General features: G+C 54.5%; 17 protein-coding genes and 2 tRNA genes. 2 read left to right on the top strand and 17 right to left on the bottom strand.

The annotated features are described in order from the left end of the window. Nucleotides 1-108: 108 nt before the first annotated feature. From LG202_RS08625 to mog, 10 genes are all read right to left on the bottom strand, one after another. Nucleotides 109-185: transfer RNA gene (locus LG202_RS08625), tRNA-Arg, on the bottom strand. Nucleotides 186-262: 77 nt separating this feature from the next. Continuing rightward, nucleotides 263-356: transfer RNA gene (locus LG202_RS08620), tRNA-Ser, on the bottom strand. A 61-nt stretch (nucleotides 357-417) separates the two neighbouring features. Beyond that, a complete protein-coding gene (locus LG202_RS08615; protein ID WP_230347978.1) occupies nucleotides 418-1644 on the bottom strand; it encodes an aspartate kinase in 1227 nt (408 codons plus the stop codon). A gap of 66 nt (nucleotides 1645-1710) precedes the next feature. After that, complete coding sequence (gene alaS / locus LG202_RS08610; RefSeq protein WP_230347977.1) at nucleotides 1711-4383, bottom strand: alanine--tRNA ligase; 2673 nt, start codon at nucleotides 4381-4383, stop codon at nucleotides 1711-1713. A 66-nt stretch (nucleotides 4384-4449) separates the two neighbouring features. After that, the gene (gene recX, locus LG202_RS08605) at nucleotides 4450-4917 is read right to left on the bottom strand and encodes a recombination regulator RecX (protein WP_230347976.1); all 468 of its coding nucleotides are present in this window, start codon (nucleotides 4915-4917) and stop codon (nucleotides 4450-4452) included. After that, the gene (recA, locus tag LG202_RS08600) at nucleotides 4898-5932 is read right to left on the bottom strand and encodes a recombinase RecA (RefSeq protein WP_230347975.1); all 1035 of its coding nucleotides are present in this window, start codon (nucleotides 5930-5932) and stop codon (nucleotides 4898-4900) included. Before recA ends, recX begins: the two co-directional genes overlap by 20 nt. Before the next feature lie 44 nt (nucleotides 5933-5976). Then, nucleotides 5977-6480: a nicotinamide-nucleotide amidase gene (gene pncC, locus LG202_RS08595; RefSeq protein ID WP_230347974.1), complete on the bottom strand. Its 504-nt coding sequence runs from the start codon at nucleotides 6478-6480 to the stop codon at nucleotides 5977-5979. Further along, complete coding sequence (locus LG202_RS08590; protein WP_230347973.1) at nucleotides 6456-6953, bottom strand: phosphatidylglycerophosphatase A family protein; 498 nt, start codon at nucleotides 6951-6953, stop codon at nucleotides 6456-6458. Before LG202_RS08590 ends, pncC begins: the two co-directional genes overlap by 25 nt. Further along, nucleotides 6931-7887: a thiamine-phosphate kinase gene (gene thiL / locus LG202_RS08585; RefSeq protein WP_230347972.1), complete on the bottom strand. Its 957-nt coding sequence runs from the start codon at nucleotides 7885-7887 to the stop codon at nucleotides 6931-6933. The genes LG202_RS08590 and thiL overlap by 23 nt, the downstream gene beginning before the upstream one ends. 3 nt (nucleotides 7888-7890) lie before the next feature. Then, nucleotides 7891-8478 (bottom strand): molybdopterin adenylyltransferase, encoded by a 588-nt coding sequence (gene mog / locus LG202_RS08580; RefSeq protein ID WP_230347971.1) that lies wholly within the window; start codon nucleotides 8476-8478, stop codon nucleotides 7891-7893. Between the two features lie 118 nt (nucleotides 8479-8596). Between mog and LG202_RS08575 the strand changes: the two genes are divergently transcribed. Together LG202_RS08575 and LG202_RS08570 are read left to right on the top strand one after the other, a co-directional pair. Continuing rightward, entirely contained in the window at nucleotides 8597-9358 is a 762-nt protein-coding gene (locus LG202_RS08575; RefSeq protein WP_230347970.1) for a PDZ domain-containing protein, read from the top strand. A gap of 82 nt (nucleotides 9359-9440) precedes the next feature. Further along, entirely contained in the window at nucleotides 9441-11474 is a 2034-nt protein-coding gene (locus tag LG202_RS08570; RefSeq protein ID WP_230347969.1) for a site-specific recombinase, read from the top strand. Between the two features lie 20 nt (nucleotides 11475-11494). Here LG202_RS08570 and LG202_RS08565 read toward each other — a convergent pair whose 3' ends face one another. From LG202_RS08565 to yjgA, 7 genes are all read right to left on the bottom strand, one after another. Continuing rightward, a complete protein-coding gene (locus tag LG202_RS08565) occupies nucleotides 11495-11863 on the bottom strand; it encodes a Na+/H+ antiporter subunit G (RefSeq protein ID WP_230347968.1) in 369 nt (122 codons plus the stop codon). After that, nucleotides 11860-12129, bottom strand: coding sequence for a K+/H+ antiporter subunit F (locus tag LG202_RS08560; protein ID WP_230347967.1), 270 nt, complete (start codon nucleotides 12127-12129; stop codon nucleotides 11860-11862). The genes LG202_RS08565 and LG202_RS08560 overlap by 4 nt, the downstream gene beginning before the upstream one ends. After that, complete coding sequence (locus LG202_RS08555) at nucleotides 12126-12614, bottom strand: Na+/H+ antiporter subunit E (protein ID WP_230347966.1); 489 nt, start codon at nucleotides 12612-12614, stop codon at nucleotides 12126-12128. Before LG202_RS08555 ends, LG202_RS08560 begins: the two co-directional genes overlap by 4 nt. Then, nucleotides 12614-14146, bottom strand: coding sequence for a monovalent cation/H+ antiporter subunit D (locus LG202_RS08550; RefSeq protein ID WP_230347965.1), 1533 nt, complete (start codon nucleotides 14144-14146; stop codon nucleotides 12614-12616). The genes LG202_RS08555 and LG202_RS08550 overlap by 1 nt, the downstream gene beginning before the upstream one ends. After that, on the bottom strand, nucleotides 14143-14472 hold the full coding sequence (locus tag LG202_RS08545; protein WP_230347964.1) for a Na+/H+ antiporter subunit C: 330 nt from the start codon (nucleotides 14470-14472) through the stop codon (nucleotides 14143-14145). The genes LG202_RS08550 and LG202_RS08545 overlap by 4 nt, the downstream gene beginning before the upstream one ends. Then, a complete protein-coding gene (locus tag LG202_RS08540; RefSeq protein WP_230347963.1) occupies nucleotides 14460-17363 on the bottom strand; it encodes a monovalent cation/H+ antiporter subunit A in 2904 nt (967 codons plus the stop codon). The genes LG202_RS08545 and LG202_RS08540 overlap by 13 nt, the downstream gene beginning before the upstream one ends. A 130-nt stretch (nucleotides 17364-17493) precedes the next feature. Continuing rightward, nucleotides 17494-18036, bottom strand: a complete 543-nt coding sequence (gene yjgA, locus LG202_RS08535) for a ribosome biogenesis factor YjgA (protein ID WP_230347962.1) — start codon at nucleotides 18034-18036, stop codon at nucleotides 17494-17496. Nucleotides 18037-18038: the final 2 nt, after the last annotated feature.

The raw sequence follows: 18038 nt of genomic DNA, 5'->3' as shown, positions 1-18038 counted from the left end.
ATCTCTGCTTCCCTTAGATATGGTGCTGCTGTTGTAGCCATAATGTAGCAATGGTGTATAAATACTGAAAAGACAAAAGGGCTAGCCTAAGCTAACCCTTTGTTTATTTGGTGCGCCCGAAGAGATTCGAACTCCTGACCCCTTGGTTCGTAGCCAAGTACTCTATCCAGCTGAGCTACGGGCGCATATGTGAGGCGTGCATTATACGTGAATGTTAAATTTATGCTACTAAAATTTCACCACGTTCACACCTCTTTTAAGGTGGCGGAGAGCGAGGGATTCGAACCCTCGATACAGGTTTAAGCCCGTATGCTTCCTTAGCAGGGAAGTGCCTTCGACCACTCGGCCAGCTCTCCGCACGAGGGCGTAACAATACTTGATTACGCCGTAAAAATCAACGCCAAAACGGCGTAATTCTTAAACTTCTTCTAGTCCAAAAGCCTTATGCAATACGCGTACTGCCAATTCCATGTATTTCTCGTCAATAACGACAGAAATCTTAATCTCGGAGGTGGAGATCATCTGGATGTTGATGCCTTCTTCAGCCAAGGTGCGGAACATCTGGCTGGCTATACCAACGTGGGAGCGCATGCCGACGCCGACCACGGAGACTTTGGCGGTCTTGTCGTCGCCGATGATCTCGCGTGCGCCGATATGGCCTTGTACCTTGTCGCGCAGGATGTCTAGGGCCTTCTGCAGGTCGTTCTTGTGCACGGTGAAGGTGAAGTCGGTGGTGCCATCGGCGGCAACGTTCTGGATGATGATGTCGACGTCGATGTTGGCATCAGCCACTGGGCCCAGGATCTGATAGGCAATGCCTGGGCGGTCAGGTACACCTAGTACGGTGATTTTGGCTTCATCGCGGTTGAAGGCGATACCGGAAATGATGGGTTGTTCCATATTGTTGTCGTCCTCAAAAGTAATCAACGTGCCTTCGCCTTCTTCCTCAAAGCTGGAAAGCACGCGTAGTTTGACCTTGTATTTGCCTGCAAACTCGACTGAGCGGATTTGCAGTACCTTGGAGCCCAGGCTGGCCATTTCCAGCATTTCCTCGAAGGTGACCGATTTGAGGCGGCGTGCTTCAGGCACGACGCGTGGGTCGGTGGTGTAGACGCCGTCTACATCGGTGTAGATCTGGCACTCATCGGCCTTGAGAGCAGCTGCCAGCGCGACGCCGGTAGTATCGGAGCCACCGCGGCCTAGGGTGGTGATATTACCTTGCTCGTCAACACCCTGAAAACCAGCGACGACAACGACATGGCCGTCATCAAGATCTTTGCGGATACGCTCTTCATCAATCTTGAGAATGCGCGCCTTGGTGTGAGCATTGTCAGTGATGATGCTGACCTGGCTACCGGTGTAGCTCTTGGCTTTTACCCCAAGCTCTTGCAGGGCCATGGCAAGCAGGGCAATGGTGACTTGTTCGCCGGTGGAGACGAGCACATCAAGTTCACGTGGGCTAGGGTTGGGCATCACTTCCTTGGCCAGGCCGATCAGGCGGTTGGTTTCGCCGGACATTGCCGAAACCACGACCACGACTTGCTGACCTAATGCCTTGTGGCGAGCCACGCGGCGGGCGACGTTGCCGATGCGTTCTGGATTGGCGACTGAGGTGCCGCCGTATTTCTGTACGATAAGTGCCATATCTATGTCGGTATCAAAAGTGCATCAATAAAACGCGGGTGGCTGTCATGCATGCCCCCGCGGCGGTTAATTCAGTTTTTCGCCTACCCAGCTAGCAACGCTGGCGAGTGCTTGTGGCAGCTTGCTGGCATCGGTGCCACCTGCCATGGCCATATCCGGCTTGCCGCCACCTTTGCCGCCGACTTGTGCGGCAACAAAGTTGACCAGCTCGCCAGCTTTGACTTTGGAGATAGTGTCAGCGGTGACACCAGCGGCAACGCTGACCTTGTCGCCATTAACGCTAGCAAGCACGATAGTAGCAGTCTTGAGCTTGTCCTTGAGCTTGTCCATGGTTTCGCGCAAGGTGTTGGCATCTGCGCCTTCCAATGTCGCAGCCAGAACCTTGACGCCATTGATCTCCACCGCTTGGCTTACAAGCTCATCACCTTGCGATGAGGCCAGCTTGGATTTCAGGCGTGCGAGTTCCTTCTCCAGCGCTTTGATATGATCCAGAGTCTGGCTGATCTTGCTAGCCAGTTCTGCTGCTGGTGCCTTGAAGGAGGCAGCAGCATCGGCAAGCAGTTGCTGCTGTTGCTGGATATAGTGTAGCGCTACATCACCAGTAGCTGCCTCAATGCGACGCACCCCGGCAGCAACGCCTGATTCGGAAGTAATCTTGAATAGGCCAATATCGCCTGTGCGGCCGACGTGCGTGCCGCCGCACAGTTCGCGCGAAGTGCCGATGTCGAGTACGCGGACTTCATCGCCATATTTCTCGCCGAATAGCATCATGGCACCGGTTTTCTGTGCCGATTCAATATCCATCACACGTGCCTGGGTCGGCGCATTGGCGAGAATCTCGGCATTGACGATATCTTCAATGCGACGGACTTCCTCATCGGTGACGGGAGCATTGTGCGCGAAATCGAAGCGTGTCTTGTCAGGGTCTACCAATGAGCCTTTTTGCTGCACATGGCTGCCCAGCACTTCTCGCAAGGCTTTGTGCATGAGGTGGGTGGCCGAGTGGTGGCGCATGGTGCGATGGCGCGAGACGAGGTCCACGCGTGCGCTGACTTCGTCGCCTACGCGCAGGGTGCCGGTGTTCAATACGCCGTGATGGCCGAACACATTAGCCTGGATTTTTAAGGTGTCTTCTACCTGGAAGATGCCTTCCGCGCCCTTCAATATACCTTGATCGCCGACCTGGCCGCCAGATTCGGCATAGAAGGGGGTGTTATCTAGCACGACCACGCCTAGCTCGCCTTCATTCAAGCTATCGACAGCGCTGCCATCCTTATATAGTGCCAGCACTTTGCCCGGCGCTTCCAGAGTGTCGTAGCCTTGGAATGTAGTGGCCGCCCCTACATATTCAAGGTTAGTGGCCATCTTGAACTTGCCTGCGGCGCGGGCTTGTTCTTTTTGGCGTGTCATGGCGGCGTCGAAAGCGGCGGAGTCTACGCTGACTTCACGCTCACGGCAGACATCTGCTGTGAGGTCAAGCGGGAAGCCGAAGGTGTCGTGCAGCTTGAATGCGGTTTCGCCGTTGAATACGGTATTGCCGGTTTTAGCCATGTCGGCCAACTCAGCGTCCAGGATCGCCATACCGTGCTCAATGGTCTCGAAGAACCGGTCCTCTTCCAGGCGCAAGATGTCGGTAATACGCTGTTCGCCGCTCTTGAGCTCGGGATAGGCATCGCCCATCTCGGCTACCAAAGCAGAAACCATTAAATGAAAGAAGCTGCGTCTGGCTCCAAGTTTATAGCCGTGGCGAATCGCGCGGCGGATGATCCGGCGCAATACATAGCCACGCCCTTCGTTGCCAGGAATTACTCCGTCAGCAATCAAGAATGCACATGAGCGAATATGGTCTGCTAAAACTTTCAGCGATGGATTAACAATGCCTTGTTCTTTTTCAGTCATTAGTGCATTGAATGATGAGTCATCTTCATATGCAGTGAATATTGCTGAACGAGCACTGGTAATTAAATTTTCGAACAGATCGATCTCGTAATTGCTATGTACGCCTTGCAACACAGCAGCAATCCGCTCCAAGCCCATCCCAGTATCGACCGAAGGCTTGGGCAGCGGATGCATGACACCAGCTTCGTCACGGTTGAACTGCATGAAGACGTTGTTCCAGATTTCGATGAAGCGGTCGCCATCTTCTTCGGGGCTACCTGGAGGGCCGCCCCAGATATGGTCGCCGTGGTCATAGAAAATCTCGGTACAGGGGCCGCAGGGGCCAGTATCACCCATCATCCAGAAGTTGTCGGAAGCATAGCGCGCGCCCTTGTTGTCGCCGATGCGAATCACGCGCTCGGCAGGTACGCCGATTTCCTTGGTCCAGATATCGTAGGCTTCGTCGTCTTCTGCATAGACAGTGACGGTGAGCTTGTCTTTGGGTAGCTTGAAGACTTCGGTCAGCAGCTCCCAGGCAAAATTAATGGCATCACGCTTGAAATAGTCGCCAAAGCTGAAGTTGCCCAGCATTTCAAAGAAGGTGTGGTGGCGCGCGGTATAGCCGACGTTTTCCAGATCGTTGTGCTTGCCGCCAGCGCGTACACACTTCTGCGAGGAGGTGGCACGGGTGTAGGGGCGCTTGTCAAAACCCAGAAATACGTCCTTGAACTGGTTCATCCCGGCATTGGTGAAGAGCAGGGTGGGGTCGCCGGCAGGCACCAGCGAACTGGAACTGACGATCTGGTGGCCCTTGGAGGCGAAATAATCCAGGAAAGCCTGGCGAATCTGGTTGCTCTTCATTGATATATGTTCTTGCTCAAAGCGTTAATGTCAAAAAAATCCATGGATGCAACGTGCTATGTTGCATCACTCAATATCTTCCGGGCTGCCACGCAGCACTTTGCGTATTACTTCAAACTCAAACCCGCGGCCTTGTAGGAAGCGGGCTTGCTTGGCCCATTCTTCCCGCGATTGCGGTGTCTGGGAAAACTTCTTCTGGTATACCGTCCTGGCAGCGGCCAACTCATCTGTTGCCATGTCAGCAACTGCTTTGCTGATCAACTCATCACTGATGCCATGTTGCCTAAGCTCATGGGCTACGCGCAGGCTACCATAGCGGCCTTTGCGTGCATGGACGATCTGCTCGGTATAACGGGTATCGGATAACCAGCCACGTTTCTTGAAATCCTCAAGTAGTGTGGGCAGGTCATCGTCCTCTCCCACATGTGGGGTCAGCTTTTGCTGCAGTTCCTGATAGGAGTGTTCCCGGCGCGCCAGATAGGCCAAAGCCCGCTCGCGCAGGCTATAGGCAGGTTTACTCGTCTTCGTCTTCATCCGGCGCCGTGGTCATCGCGGCATTGGCCAGGTTGGATTGTTCACGAATCTTGGCATCAATTTCATCGGCAATCGCCGGGTGCTCCTTGAGGTACTCGCGGGCATTATCCTTGCCCTGGCCAATTTTATCGCCCTTGTAGCTATACCAGGCACCCGCTTTTTCAACCAGCTTGAGGTTTACGCCCAGTTCAATGATTTCGCCTTCACGCGAAATCCCCTCACCGTAAAGAATGTCGAACTCTGCTTGCTTGAATGGGGGCGAAACTTTGTTCTTCACCACTTTGACGCGAGTTTCGGAGCCGGTGATTTCGTCACCCTTCTTGATGGCGCCAGTGCGGCGGATATCTAGGCGCACGGAGGCGTAGAACTTGAGCGCATTGCCGCCAGTGGTGGTTTCGGGGTTGCCGAACATTACGCCGATCTTCATGCGGATTTGGTTGATGAAGATGACCAGGGTATTGGTACGCTTGATGTTGGCCGTGAGCTTACGCAGGGCTTGCGACATCAGGCGTGCTTGCAGACCCATGTGTGAGTCGCCCATTTCGCCTTCGATTTCGGCCTTGGGTGTCAGTGCAGCTACGGAGTCGACAACGACGATATCAACAGAACCTGAGCGTACCAGCATGTCGGCGATTTCAAGCGCTTGTTCGCCAGTATCGGGCTGGGAGATCAGCAACTCGGAAACATTCACGCCGAGCTTTTGTGCATATTGCGGATCAAGTGCGTGTTCAGCATCAATAAACGCTGCCGTGCCACCCAGTTTTTGCATTTGTGCAATCACCGACAATGTCAGCGTGGTCTTGCCAGAAGATTCAGGCCCGTAAATTTCCACGATACGGCCTCGTGGTAAACCACCAATGCCCAAGGCTATATCTAGGCCCAGCGAGCCGGTAGAGACTGCCTGGATGTCAGCGGCGACGTCAGTGTCACCCATGCGCATAATGGAGCCTTTGCCGAATTGTTTCTCAATTTGCGAGAGGGCGGCGGCTAGCGCTTTGCTTCTATTTTCATCCATCAGTGAATACCTTTTCGAGTTGCCTGCTAAAGCCTGCAATTATTTCATAAATCAGTGGCTAAGGTAAGTTGCAACAAGCCTGTTAATGCGGTTTTGACCGCTTGCCTCCGCACCGCCTCGCGATCACCTGAAAATACTTCTGTTTGCGTGAGGATTTGGCCATTTTTACAACTCCAGCCAAAGCATACCGTGCCGACTGGTTTTGTAGCACTGCCGCCTTCGGGTCCGGCAATGCCGGTAATGGCTGCACTGATGTCTGCAGAGCTGTGGGCGATGGCGCCCAGGGCCATTTCCTCTGCAGTTTGCTTGCTGACCGCCCCGTATTGTTCCAGTGTATCTGCGCCAACTCCCAGCATCTGTTGTTTGGCAAGATTGCTGTAGGTGACAAAGCCGCGGTCAAACCATGCCGAGCTACCAGCGATCGCTGTGACAGATTGCGCTGCCCAGCCACCAGTGCAGGATTCTGCCAGGGCTAGACTCCAGCCTTTATTCTTCAAGGCGGTGCCAAGCTCGTGAGCCAGGGTTAGAAGTGTTGCATCATCCACCATTGGGTTCCTTTCAATACGGCAATTGCATAGATTGCGGCGATCAAGTCATCAAGCATCACGCCGAAGCCGCCATGTACCTGGTGATCCAGTGTGCGGATGGGGAAGGGTTTCCAGATGTCGAACAGGCGGAAGAGAAGGAAGGCATAAAGCCACCATTCCCAGGCCTTGGGTGTGAATTCCAGCACCAGCATGAAGGCGACGATCTCATCCCAGACGATACCACCGTGGTCGCTGACGCCGAGGTTGCGCCCGGTAATGCCGCACAAGGGAATGCCTAGCAGGAATAATAGCGCCAGGATAGGCAGGTGGCTCACTTCAGGCAGTAGCAGCAATAGGCCGAATAATGGTAGTGCTACCAGGGTGCCAAAGGTGCCCGGGCCTTTAGGCGCTAGGCCGCTGCCAAAACCAAGTGCAAGGAAATGCGCAGGATGGCGCAGCAGGAAGTGACGGTCAGGCGAAATGGTCAAAGCCATGCTCCTTGAGTGTGAGGGGGGCGTCGTCTAGCCCGAGGACAGTAAGTGTGGGTGATGCGGTAATCTGCCCGATGATCGCCATGGTCAAGCCAAGTTTTTGGCCAATCTCTGCAATACGATGGCGATTTTTTGCCGGGGCAGTAAAGCATAGTTCGTAATCATCACCGCCAGAGAGAATCATCGCCTGGACTTTGCTTTGATGAGAGTGGGTGCTTACAATATCGGACTGTGGAATGGCTTTCAACCAGACTTCTGCCCCTACCTTTGAGCGTTCGAGGATATGTCCAAGGTCGGCGAGCAGGCCGTCGGAAATATCAAGTGCGCTATGAGCCAGGCCCTGCAAAGCTCGGCCTAGGGCCACCCTGGGTTGTGGTTGATGCAAGGCTGGGCTGCATGCATAAAGTTCAGTCTCGCTGAGGGGGAATCGCCCCTGGATGGCTGCCAGTGCCAATGCGGCATCGCCTAATGGCCCAGACACCCAGAGATCATCCCCGACGTGGGCATTGCTGCGTAGCAATGATTGGCCTGGCGCAATTTCACCCATGATCTGCACACTGATGGTGAGTGGGCCCCGGGTGGTGTCGCCTCCTATGAGGGCGACATCGAATTGCTCGGCGCAGGCAAAAAATCCTTCGGCAAACCTGGCGACCCAAGTTTCATCCGCTTTTGGCAGGGCAATAGCCAATGTGGCCCAGCGAGGTTGAGCGCCCATGGCAGCCATATCGGAGATATTCACTGCCATGGATTTCCAGCCTATCATCCAAGGGTCTATGTCTGCATAAAAGTGAGTGCCTGCTACTAGCATGTCGGCAGAAATTGCCAGCTGCATGCCTGGAGAGACTTGCACCACGGCCGCATCGTCGCCCACGCCCAAAATGGCGGCTGGCTGCGGGCGATTGAAGTAACGCTTGATAAGGTCGAATTCCGAGGCCATGGCTCAAGCGGGCTTTTGTGCGGATTTAGGACGGAATGACGATACGATGTCGGGATTAGTCTCGATGTAAGGCGCCTCGATCAAATCAAGGCAATAAGGCACTGCTGCAAAAATGCCAGGTACCACGGTTTTGCCATGTTCGTCCTTCAGGCCTTCCAGTGTTTGGGCGATGGCCTTGGGTTGCCCTGGCAGGTTGATAATCAGGCTACGCTTGCGGATGACCGCGACTTGGCGCGAGAGGATGGCGGTGGGCACGAAGTTAAGGCTGATCTGGCGCATTTGTTCACCAAAGCCAGGCATCACTTTGTCTGCCACTGCCAAAGTTGCCTCTGGCGTGACGTCGCGAATGGCTGGCCCAGTGCCGCCTGTGGTCAGCACCAAGTGGCAGCCATCGAAATCCACCAGGTCGCGCAGGGTTGCCTCTATTTCATCCTGCTCATCAGGAATCACGCGTAGCGTGCTTTCCCACGGGGTTGCCAATGCGCGGCCTAGCCACTCTTGCAGGGAAGGGATGCCCTTGTCTTCGTAAGCGCCGCTGGATGCACGGTCACTGATCGAAACCAGGCCGATACGGATGATGTCTATTGCCATAGGTGAGGAGTGATGGTTGATGGAGTTAGTCGGTTAATCTGCCTGTAACGTGTACGCAGGCGATGAAAAAAACATCGTTTCATCATACCATTGTCGCTAGGAAAAATGAGTGGAGAGGATGATGCATCCATATGTCATTGTATTATTGCTAGTAATGCTGGCTGCTTGTAGCAAGCCAGTGGTGAAGCAGCCGGTACCTGATCAGCCTGTGATCGCTGTGCCGCCGGTTGAGGTGCCTGCTGAGGATAATCCTTATACCCAGCACTATGTCGCTCGTCAGTTGCATGGCGTGAAACTGAGCTCAGGTGGCCAGGAACCAACCATCTATAAAGGTGTGAGTGAAGCGGATGATTACCAGCGCATGCTGAATGATGGTTACGAAATGTTGGGGTATTCCAGTTTTGAAACGACCGATGTTCCACCTTCACGTGCCGTCGCTCAGGCAGCCAAGGCCAAGGCAGATGCTGTGGTTGTGTATACCAAGCTGATCGCTGCGCCAACTGCGGCAATGAGGCTGCAGCAAATCAAGGAGCAGTCAAAGAGCCAGGGAGCTAGTGCAGGGAAAGATGAGGTCTATAGTTATTTTGCTACTTACTGGGGCAAGCTGGCCCCGCCCGCGCTGGGCGTGCATGTGATGCAGCCTAGCAAAGATGATGCTAAGCCCGGCTTGATGGTGATGGCGGTGATTACCGGATCTCCTGCGGCGCAAGCTGGAGTGGCTGTGGGGGATGTCTTGCTCAATCTTGGTGGGGAGCCTATTCCGTCAGCGCAGGCGCTACAGCAAATCGTACATCGCCATGCCGGGCAGGAAGTGGAGCTGGTCTTGCGCCGCGTCAACAGCGAGAAGCGCGTGCATCTGACGCTGGGGGCGGCATTATAGTGCGTGCCTCAAGCTTATATGTGGGATGATAAGAACGAAGAAATCTATTCCTGATAATCACAAAAATGTTTTCTATAGAAATATGCTGATGGAAGAAATCCTGCGCGATTACGCACAACATAATATGAATGCTGCCCACTTGGTTGCTGACTTGGTGGCAGAAATTCGTCCACGCCACAATCACGATACCGCGCACGCTGCCCATGCAGTGCAGGCACTTTGCCATGTATTGAACAGTGATCCCGACAAGGCACGCTTGCTGCGTGATGCTATCGTCAGCCTGCTGGTGGGGCGCAAGCCTATCTCTTTGTATGTGGATTCCGGCATTCAGCCGAACAGTGGTTTTTTTACAGAGTTGGCACGCCGTATTGGCCACAAGATTCTTCCCGATGCCATCAATCCAGCTTATCTCAAGGACTTATTTGGGCAGATATTCCCAAAAAATGGCGATGAGGAGTGGGTATCTTCCGTGCCTGATGAGGTCTGGCTGCAACTGGTGCATGCCTTGCGCTTCAATGAGGTACCTGCCGAGAAGGTGGCTGAGTGCCAGAAAAGCCTGCTGGATGCGGCGCAGGTGCTGTCATACCGGCTCGCTGCTTCTGGCCTTGAGCCCGAGTTGATCCGCAATCATCCCGAGATCGAGTACCACGATTCGCCTTTTATTACCCAGAGCGTCGAATTGCAGGCCTTGCTCGCCATGCCGCTGGAGCAGCAGCACGATGTGGGGCACATACTCGTGATGCTGGATCAATGTCGCCAGGTGATTGCAAAGATAAGGCGTAACAGTTCGCAAACCGGAACTAGTGTGCATCTCACCTTTTTGTTGCAGCGTATGAGTCAGCAGGTGCGACGGCTAGAGAGCTTGCTGGGCATCATCAAGCTGGTACGTAGCGAGGCGGATGCTGGCGTGGCGATGGTGCAATTGTTCAAGACTCTGGTTTCCGCTGAGCGCCACAAGAACGATGTGCGGCAGCATTTCCGTGAGAATGTCGAGTTGATGGCTTTGCGCGTCACGGAGAATGCGAGCCGCACTGGCGAACACTACATCACCGAGACGCGTAGCGAATATTTTGGCTTGATGCGTTCAGCGATGGGGGCGGGCGTGATCATTGCACTGATGACCATGCTCAAGATCATTGCCGCCAAGCATCATTATGCGCCCCTGACCGAGGCTATCCTGTTTAGCCTCAATTACGGCTTGGGTTTTGCGTTGATTCACATCCTGCATTTTACGGTAGCCACCAAGCAGCCCGCGATGACGGCAGCGGCGATTGCGGCGAGCATTGACGCCAGTGATCGCAAGAACAAGAACCTCGATAAGCTGGTGACCATCATTGCGCAGACATTCCGCAGCCAAACCATTGCTATCCTTGGTAACGTCATGATGGCAGTACCAGTGGCGATGCTGGTGGGTTGGTTGATCCTGACGGCGACTGGCGAGCACTTTATCACGCCGGAAAAAGCTCATGCCTTGCTGGATGCCAACGATCCGTTCCATAGCGGTGCCGTGTTTTATGCGGCGATTGCCGGGGTGTGCCTGTTCTTGTCTGGCCTAATTGCGGGTTATCACGACAACATGGCGGTTTATAACAAAATCCCGCAACGCTTGCGCGCTTTGGGCTGGCTGGAATGGTTGTTGGGGCCTGCGCGCCTGGATCGTGTTGCGCGCTATGTGGAGAACAATCTGGGGGCGTTGGCAGGTAACTTCTATTTTGGCTGCTTGCTGGGCGGCATGTCTGGCCTGGGCGTGTTGCTAGGTGTGCCTATCGATATCCGCCATATTGCTTTTGCCTCGGCGTTTACCGGCTATTCCTTTGTGGCGCTGGATTTTATTTTTTCATGGCAGGTGCTGGTTACCGCTATTCTCGGCATCTGGCTGATAGGGACGACCAATCTTGTGGTGAGTTTCAGCTTGGCGCTGTATGTGGCAATGAAATCACGCAAGGTCACCTTTGCCCAGTGGCGCTTGTTGTTGAAGACCTTGGCCAAGCGTTTTATCCAGAACCCAGCCTTGTTCCTGTTCCCACCCAAGCGTACCAGTCATGTGAGTGTGGAGGATTTGCAAGCTGCCTCACATGATCAGGCTGGCGCGGACAAAGCGCCGCCAGCGCATTGAGGGAGAGGTGTTGAGGTAGCTTAGTCCAGTGTCTGGTAAGGCTTGTGTTGGCTGTTCTTGCGGGCGATGGCTTCGTCCGGCAAGGGCACCAGCGACTCCACTTTGAGGTGCAATGCTGATTTCGCCAGCAAGTGGGCACTGATCGGCGCCGTGATAAACAGGAACAGTGTAATCAGCACCTCATGCAGGCTGAGGCCTTCTCCTTGCACACTGAAAAAAATTGAAGAGGCAATCAGCAGGCAGCCTACGCCCAGTGTCGTCCCTTTGGTCGGGCCGTGCAGGCGGGTGTAAAAGTCACGTAGCCTTGCCAGACCAAGCGAGCCGATAAAGGTCAGCAAGGCACCGGTCACAATCAGTAGCGAGAGCAAAATTTCCAGCACGATATTCATTCGATAATGTCTCCGCGCAACAGGTATTTGCACATGGCAATGGTGCCGATGAAGCCCATGAGGGCAATCAGCAATGCTGCCTCGAAATACACCATGCTTTTGATATGGATGCCAAACACAACCAGTAAGGCGATGGTGTTGATATAAAGCGTGTCTAACGCCAGGATACGGTCTGGTGCGCTCGGACCCTTGAGCAGGCGCCAGGCATTCAGCGCCAATGCGGCTGAAACCAGCACGAATGCAATATGGATGGCGATTTCTATCATTCCTCGAAAATCTCCTTCAGAGGCAGTTCGTAACGTGTCTTGATGGTATGGATGAAAGCATCGACGTCGTCGACATCAATCGCATGCACGAGGATGCTTTTACGGTCAGGTGCGAGCAACGCCGACAGTGAGCCAGGAGTCAGGCAGGTGGTGTTGGCCAGAATACTCATGCCGAAATCGGAATTCAGGTCGATAGGCACTACGATAAAGGCCGGACGTAGCTTCTCCGGGTTACCCAAAATACGCATGGCGACAATGAAATTGGCCTCGATGATGTCATAGAGCAGGATAAAGCTGAACCGCAACAGGGTGAGCGGTTTATGCACTTTGAGTTTATCTGGCCAGAACTGCAGGGCAAAAAACGGGATCGCCCAGCCGAGCAGCAAGCCCAGAACAATTTGCCCTGGTTCTATGCTGTTGTTGAGCAATAACCAGATGATGCCCAGGATAATGGTGAGCAGCGGGTGGGGCAAGAAGCGTTGCATTATTGTGCTTCCTTTCCAAGAACGGCTTCAATATACGCGGGTGTATCCAGTAATTGGTTGGCAGTTTTCAGGCTGTAGCTATTGATGGGGCCTGCCCACAGGGTCATGAGCACGCACAGGCCGAGCAATGACAGGATAGGCAGTAGTTCGCGTACCTTGAGCGGCTCGGGTTCGCTCTGCTTGATGTAGGTGTTGGTGGATGTGTCGACTGCATGGGCCGCAAAGAAGAACAACGCGCCTGTGCGCGCCATGGCAATCACGGTCAATAGGCCATTCATCAAGACGATGGCCATGATATAAGGCAGGGCTGGGTGTTCCAGTGCTGCGCGCAGCAGCATGAACTTGCCGAGGAAGCCTGATAGGGGAGGAAGGCCGGAAGCAATGATCGCGAGCACGAAGAACATCACGCCGAGGAATTTTTGTTTGGTGATGACCAAACCGGCCTCCAGCTTATCCTCCATTTGGTCGCGGCGCTGTACGATGAGGTCTGCAAGCAGGAACAGCGCTGCTGCGGCGAATGTGGTGTGCGGCAGGTAATACAGCCCTGCGGCAATGCCTGCCTGCGAGTTGAGGCTGAAGCCGGTGAGCAGGGTGCCTGCGGAAATCACGACCAGATAGGCGACTTGCTGGCGTAACCGTTTACTGCCCAGCAGGCCAAAGCTGCCAATGATGATGGTGGTCAGCGCCATGCCCAGCAACCAGCCATCCAGCAGGTTGGCAAGCGGGCCTGCTTCGTTGCCGAAGATCAGGCTGTAGACGCGCAGGATGCTATAAGCACCTACCTTGGTCATGATGGCGAACAAGGCCGCAGCGGGGGCGCTGGTTTGCGAATAGGCGGTGGGTAGCCAGAGGTAAAGCGGCAACAACGCAGCCTTCAATGCAAACACGACAAACAGGAGCAAGCCCGCGGTTTTCACCAGGCCGATATTCTCGGGGCTGACATGGGCGACCTTGACCGCCAGATCAGCCATATTCAGTGTGCCCAGAATGCCGTAGAGAATACCGACGGCAAACAGGAACAGCGAAGAGCCCACCACGTTGATGACGACAAAGTGCAGGCCGGAACGTATGCGCTTGCGTCCTCCGCCATGTAGCAGCAGGCTGTACGACGCCAATAGCAATACTTCAAAGAACACGAACAGGTTGAACAGGTCGGCGGTGAGGAAAGCCCCGTTAAGCCCGAACAACTGCAACTGGAACAGGATGTGGAACTGGCGCCCCTGCCTATCCGTGCCACGCATGGCATAGATGAGTGAAAACAGGGCTAGTAGCGAGGTAGTCAACACCATCAGGGCTGCCAGGCGATCTGCCATCAGCACAATACCGAAAGGCGCAGGCCAGTTGCTCAACGAATACACCAGGATGTTGCCATCGCTAACGGCACACAATAGCTGGGTGGCGACGGCAATCAGCGCAATGCTGCTAAGGCCGGATATGGTACGTTTGATATAGATGCGCTGCTCGCGCAACAGCAACAGGAAGATGCCGGTAAACAGCGGCAGTAGTAACGGGATGATGGCAAGGTGGCTCAACGGATATCCTTTCCATCCACATGATCATTGCCCATCTCGGTACGTGCCTTGAGTGCTAATACTATGATATAGGCGGTCATGGCGAAGCTGATGACAATCGCCGTCAGCACCAGTGCCTGCGGCAATGGGTCAGCATAGCTGCTGGCATGTTCGCTGATGATGGGGGGCTTGCCGATGACTAGGCGTCCCATCATGAACAGGAACAGGTTCACGGCATAGGACAATAACGTGAGGCCGAGGACGACGGGAAAGGTGTGGCTGCGCAGGCAGAGGTAAACGCCGCCTGCGGTGAGTATGCCAATCAGGATCGAGATCAACGCTTCCATGGCATGTCTTCCTGTGTTTGTGTTGTGGACTTGTCGGTCTTGTTGCCGGCTGGTGTAGTACGTGCCGCTTTGGGTTCTTTATTGCCTGGGTTTTTATTGACACGTGGCAGGTAGCTGACCTGGTGGATCATACCCAGGTTGATCAGAATCAGGAGCGAGGTGCCGACTACTACCAGGAATACGCCGATATCAAAGGCCATGGCTGATGCCAGTTCAAATTCGCCCAACACTGGCAGGTGCAGGTGATCAAAGGTGGAGGTGAGGAATGGGTAGCCAAAATACCAACTGGCAATACCAGTGCTGGCTGCAATCAATAGGCCATAGCCAATCAATGGATGGGTATTGGCCGGTAGCTTGCTGCGCGTCCATTCCACGCCATTCGCGAGATATTGTACGATAAGTGCGGCTGAAGTCACCAAGCCTGCAATGAAGCCGCCACCCGGTAGGTTATGCCCGCGCAGCAGGATAAAGATGGCAACCAGCAAGGCTAGTGGCAGCAGGATGCGGCTGAAGGTGGCAAGAATCAAGGGGTGGGTGTCGGGGTTCCAGGGGCGGCCATCGGCATCCTGCTTGGGACTGAGCAATTTGAGCTGGTCCAGCATGGCATAGATTCCCAGGCCAGCCAGCGCCAGTACCGTGATTTCCCCCATGGTGTCGAAGCCGCGAAAATCCACGAGCAAGACATTCACCACATTGGCACCACCGCCACCGCTGACGCTGTTGGCGATGAAGTAATCGGCAATCGTGTCATAGCCACGTGTCAGCACGGCGTAGCTCAAGGCTGCGATACCTAGTCCTGACACCACGGCGATGACGATGTCACGTGCTTGCCGCAAGCGATCCTGCTCATCTGGGGTCGTCTGAGGCAGAAAAAACAAGGCCAGCAACAGTAGAACGGCCGTGATGAACTCGACCGCGAGCTGTGTCAGCGCCAAGTCTGGTGCAGAAAACTTCACGAAGGTGAGTGCTACGCCCAAGCCTACGGCGCTCACCAATACCAGTGCGGTAAAGCGTTGCTGATGCATGGCGACAGTCGCAATGGCAGCTGCCATCATGATCACGGCGACCATCACACTCATGGGGTCGACAGGCAGCATAGGGCGATTGCCGGTCAAGGCGCTGCCGCCACTGATGAAGCCATAGCCTCCCAGGACAATAGCCGTGACGAACAATATCCATAACATGCGTTTTTGCGAGAGATTGTCGGCATTCATGGTGATGGCGCTGGACCAAGCAAACAACCTGCGCATGGTGCCGTTATAGATGATCTTGGCATCAATCCTGCCGTCTACGAGGGTTTGCAGTGAGAAGAAGGCTTCACGCTGGCGATAGACCAGGATGCCGCCTACGAGTGCAATTGCGCTCATGTACAACGCGGGGGTAAATCCATGCCAGATGGCAAGGTGGATAGGAGGCGCTGTATCTTGTAGCGAGCTGCCAACGACCAGCGTGACCAGTGGTTCGGCCATGGCTGGAAACAAGCCAACCACAATACAGCCTACTACGAGAATAGCCACTGGAATTTGCATGCCGGCGGAAGGGTCATGCGGTTCTTTTGGTAGGTCACTAGGTTCACCGCCAAAGAAGACATTGTGTGCAATGCGAATAGAGTAAGCTGCTGAAAAGACCGCGCCTAGGGTCACAATCGTAGGTAGCAGCCAGGGAGGTGTGGCGGTATGACCATACTCGACGACTTGCTCAAGAAACATTTCCTTGGAAATAAAGCCATTGAGCCCGGGAATGCCCGCCATTGCGGCAGCGGCAATCACCATCAGTACCATGGTGTAGGGCATATAGCGCCACAGGCCGCGCAGTTGACGCATATCCCGCGTGCCGGTTTCGTGGTCGACTATCCCTGCGAGCATGAACAAGGATGCCTTGAAGGTGGCATGGTTGATGATATGGAATACGCCCGCGACTACCGCTAGCGGTGTACCGATGCCGAATAGCGCGACAATCAGGCCAAGATGACTGATCGTGGAGTAGGCTAGCAAGGCTTTCATATCGTGCTTGAACAGCGCGATATAGCTGCCTGTCAGGAATGTGATGATGCCGACAGTGGAAACAATCCAAGTCCATTCCGGGGTGCCGGACAACGCAGGAAACAGACGTGCCAACAGGAAAATACCTGCTTTGACCATGGTGGCTGAATGCAGGTAAGCGGAGACAGGTGTGGGAGCCGCCATCGCATTGGGAAGCCAGAAGTGGAAGGGGAACTGCGCTGACTTGGTGAATACCCCCAGCAAGATCAGGAGCAACATGGGCAGGTAATGCTCGTGGCTGCGGATAGTATCACCGGTCAGCAAGATATCACTGAGATTGTAACTGCCAGCCATCTGCCCCAGTAGGAGGAAGCCACCCAGCATGGCAAGGCCACCGCCGCCGGTAATCGTCAGCGCCATGCGTGCGCCGCGGCTGGCTTCTTCACGTTGTTGCCAATAGCTGATCAGCAGGAATGAAGACAGGCTGGTGAGCTCCCAGAACATGAGAAGCTGGATGATGTTTTCCGAGAGCACAACACCCAGCATGGAGCCCATGAACAGCAACAGGTAAGTATAAAAACGCCCCATGCTGTCGCGCGGGGAGAGATAGTATCGGGCATAGATCACCACGATCAGGCCGACCAGCAGGATCATCAGGCTGAACAATAGCGACAGGCCATCCAGCCGGAACGATATATCAATGCCAAGCTCCGGCAGCCAGGGGCTGACGCGCTGGATGATGGTGGCACCACCCTGCCAGACTTGCGTAGCTAATGGCCATAGCAAATACAGCGATAGTGTTGCAGAGAATAAGGAAACCCAGGCCGATGAGTACCGTCCCAGCCTAGTGCTGAGTTTCGTGAAGACTGCCGCGATGAAAGGGATGAGTGTTAAATAAGCTAAGCCCATGAGGTTTGCAATGTCTTGTTAAAGTTTACGGTGATGCTGCCCGAGTCATTCGGGCAATCAACACGTGCTCAGCATTAGCTGGCACAGCCGGAAACTCCCAGAGGGCCTGACTGGCTATTGCACTGATGGATTAATCAGCGTCGAGTTCAGTTTCTGGCGTTATATTTTCCGTGATGCCACGGATGAGTTTGAACAGCTCCCGGCTGCTCTTAGGGGGCTTGCCTGCGGCGTGCTCCCGGCGCGCATTGCGAATCAGGTTGCGAATCTGCTGTGCTTCGGTGTTGGGATGTTCATTAATGAACTCTGCCAGCGCAGATTCGTCTTCCAGTAAGCGGCTACGCCATTGTTCCAGGCGGTGGAAGCGCGCATTTTCTTCATTATGCGAGCCTTCCCAGCGCTGCAATTGATCAACGATAGGCGCTGTGTCGATATCGCGCATCAGGCGCCCGAGGTATTGCATCTGTCGGCGCAACGCACCATTGGAATTAATACGCTTGGCTTCATTGACGGCATCCAGCAGGGTTTCAGGCAGCTCCAGCTTGGCAAGCTTGTCCTTGGGCAGGCCAACCAGCGTGACGCCGATGGCTTGCTGCGCATCGGCTTCAGCCTTGCGCTTGGTTTTGCTGATGGGTTCGATACCCGGTTCGGTGTTTTCTGTCTTGTTCGGTTTCATGC

This window comes from Methylobacillus methanolivorans (assembly GCF_054588515.1).
The sequence above is the reverse complement of the archived record's forward strand: the minus strand, read 5'-3'. Positions and strand labels throughout refer to the sequence as shown.

What these genes read in the sequence shown, in the direction of transcription:
- LG202_RS08545 (WP_230347964.1), bottom strand. Translation starts at nt 14,472, where the DNA reads ATGGAAGCGTTGATCTCGATCCTGATTGGCATACTCACCGCAGGCGGC.
- mog (WP_230347971.1), bottom strand. Translation starts at nt 8,478, where the DNA reads ATGGCAATAGACATCATCCGTATCGGCCTGGTTTCGATCAGTGACCGT.
- yjgA (WP_230347962.1), bottom strand. Translation starts at nt 18,036, where the DNA reads ATGAAACCGAACAAGACAGAAAACACCGAACCGGGTATCGAACCCATC.
- LG202_RS08555 (WP_230347966.1), bottom strand. Translation starts at nt 12,614, where the DNA reads ATGCAACGCTTCTTGCCCCACCCGCTGCTCACCATTATCCTGGGCATC.
- recA (WP_230347975.1), bottom strand. Translation starts at nt 5,932, where the DNA reads ATGGATGAAAATAGAAGCAAAGCGCTAGCCGCCGCCCTCTCGCAAATT.
- LG202_RS08565 (WP_230347968.1), bottom strand. Translation starts at nt 11,863, where the DNA reads ATGAATATCGTGCTGGAAATTTTGCTCTCGCTACTGATTGTGACCGGT.
- LG202_RS08590 (WP_230347973.1), bottom strand. Translation starts at nt 6,953, where the DNA reads ATGGCTTTGACCATTTCGCCTGACCGTCACTTCCTGCTGCGCCATCCT.
- LG202_RS08560 (WP_230347967.1), bottom strand. Translation starts at nt 12,129, where the DNA reads ATGATAGAAATCGCCATCCATATTGCATTCGTGCTGGTTTCAGCCGCA.
- pncC (WP_230347974.1), bottom strand. Translation starts at nt 6,480, where the DNA reads ATGGTGGATGATGCAACACTTCTAACCCTGGCTCACGAGCTTGGCACC.
- recX (WP_230347976.1), bottom strand. Translation starts at nt 4,917, where the DNA reads ATGAAGACGAAGACGAGTAAACCTGCCTATAGCCTGCGCGAGCGGGCT.
- LG202_RS08615 (WP_230347978.1), bottom strand. Translation starts at nt 1,644, where the DNA reads ATGGCACTTATCGTACAGAAATACGGCGGCACCTCAGTCGCCAATCCA.
- LG202_RS08570 (WP_230347969.1), top strand. Translation starts at nt 9,441, where the DNA reads ATGCTGATGGAAGAAATCCTGCGCGATTACGCACAACATAATATGAAT.
- LG202_RS08575 (WP_230347970.1), top strand. Translation starts at nt 8,597, where the DNA reads ATGATGCATCCATATGTCATTGTATTATTGCTAGTAATGCTGGCTGCT.
- LG202_RS08540 (WP_230347963.1), bottom strand. Translation starts at nt 17,363, where the DNA reads ATGGGCTTAGCTTATTTAACACTCATCCCTTTCATCGCGGCAGTCTTC.
- alaS (WP_230347977.1), bottom strand. Translation starts at nt 4,383, where the DNA reads ATGAAGAGCAACCAGATTCGCCAGGCTTTCCTGGATTATTTCGCCTCC.
- thiL (WP_230347972.1), bottom strand. Translation starts at nt 7,887, where the DNA reads ATGGCCTCGGAATTCGACCTTATCAAGCGTTACTTCAATCGCCCGCAG.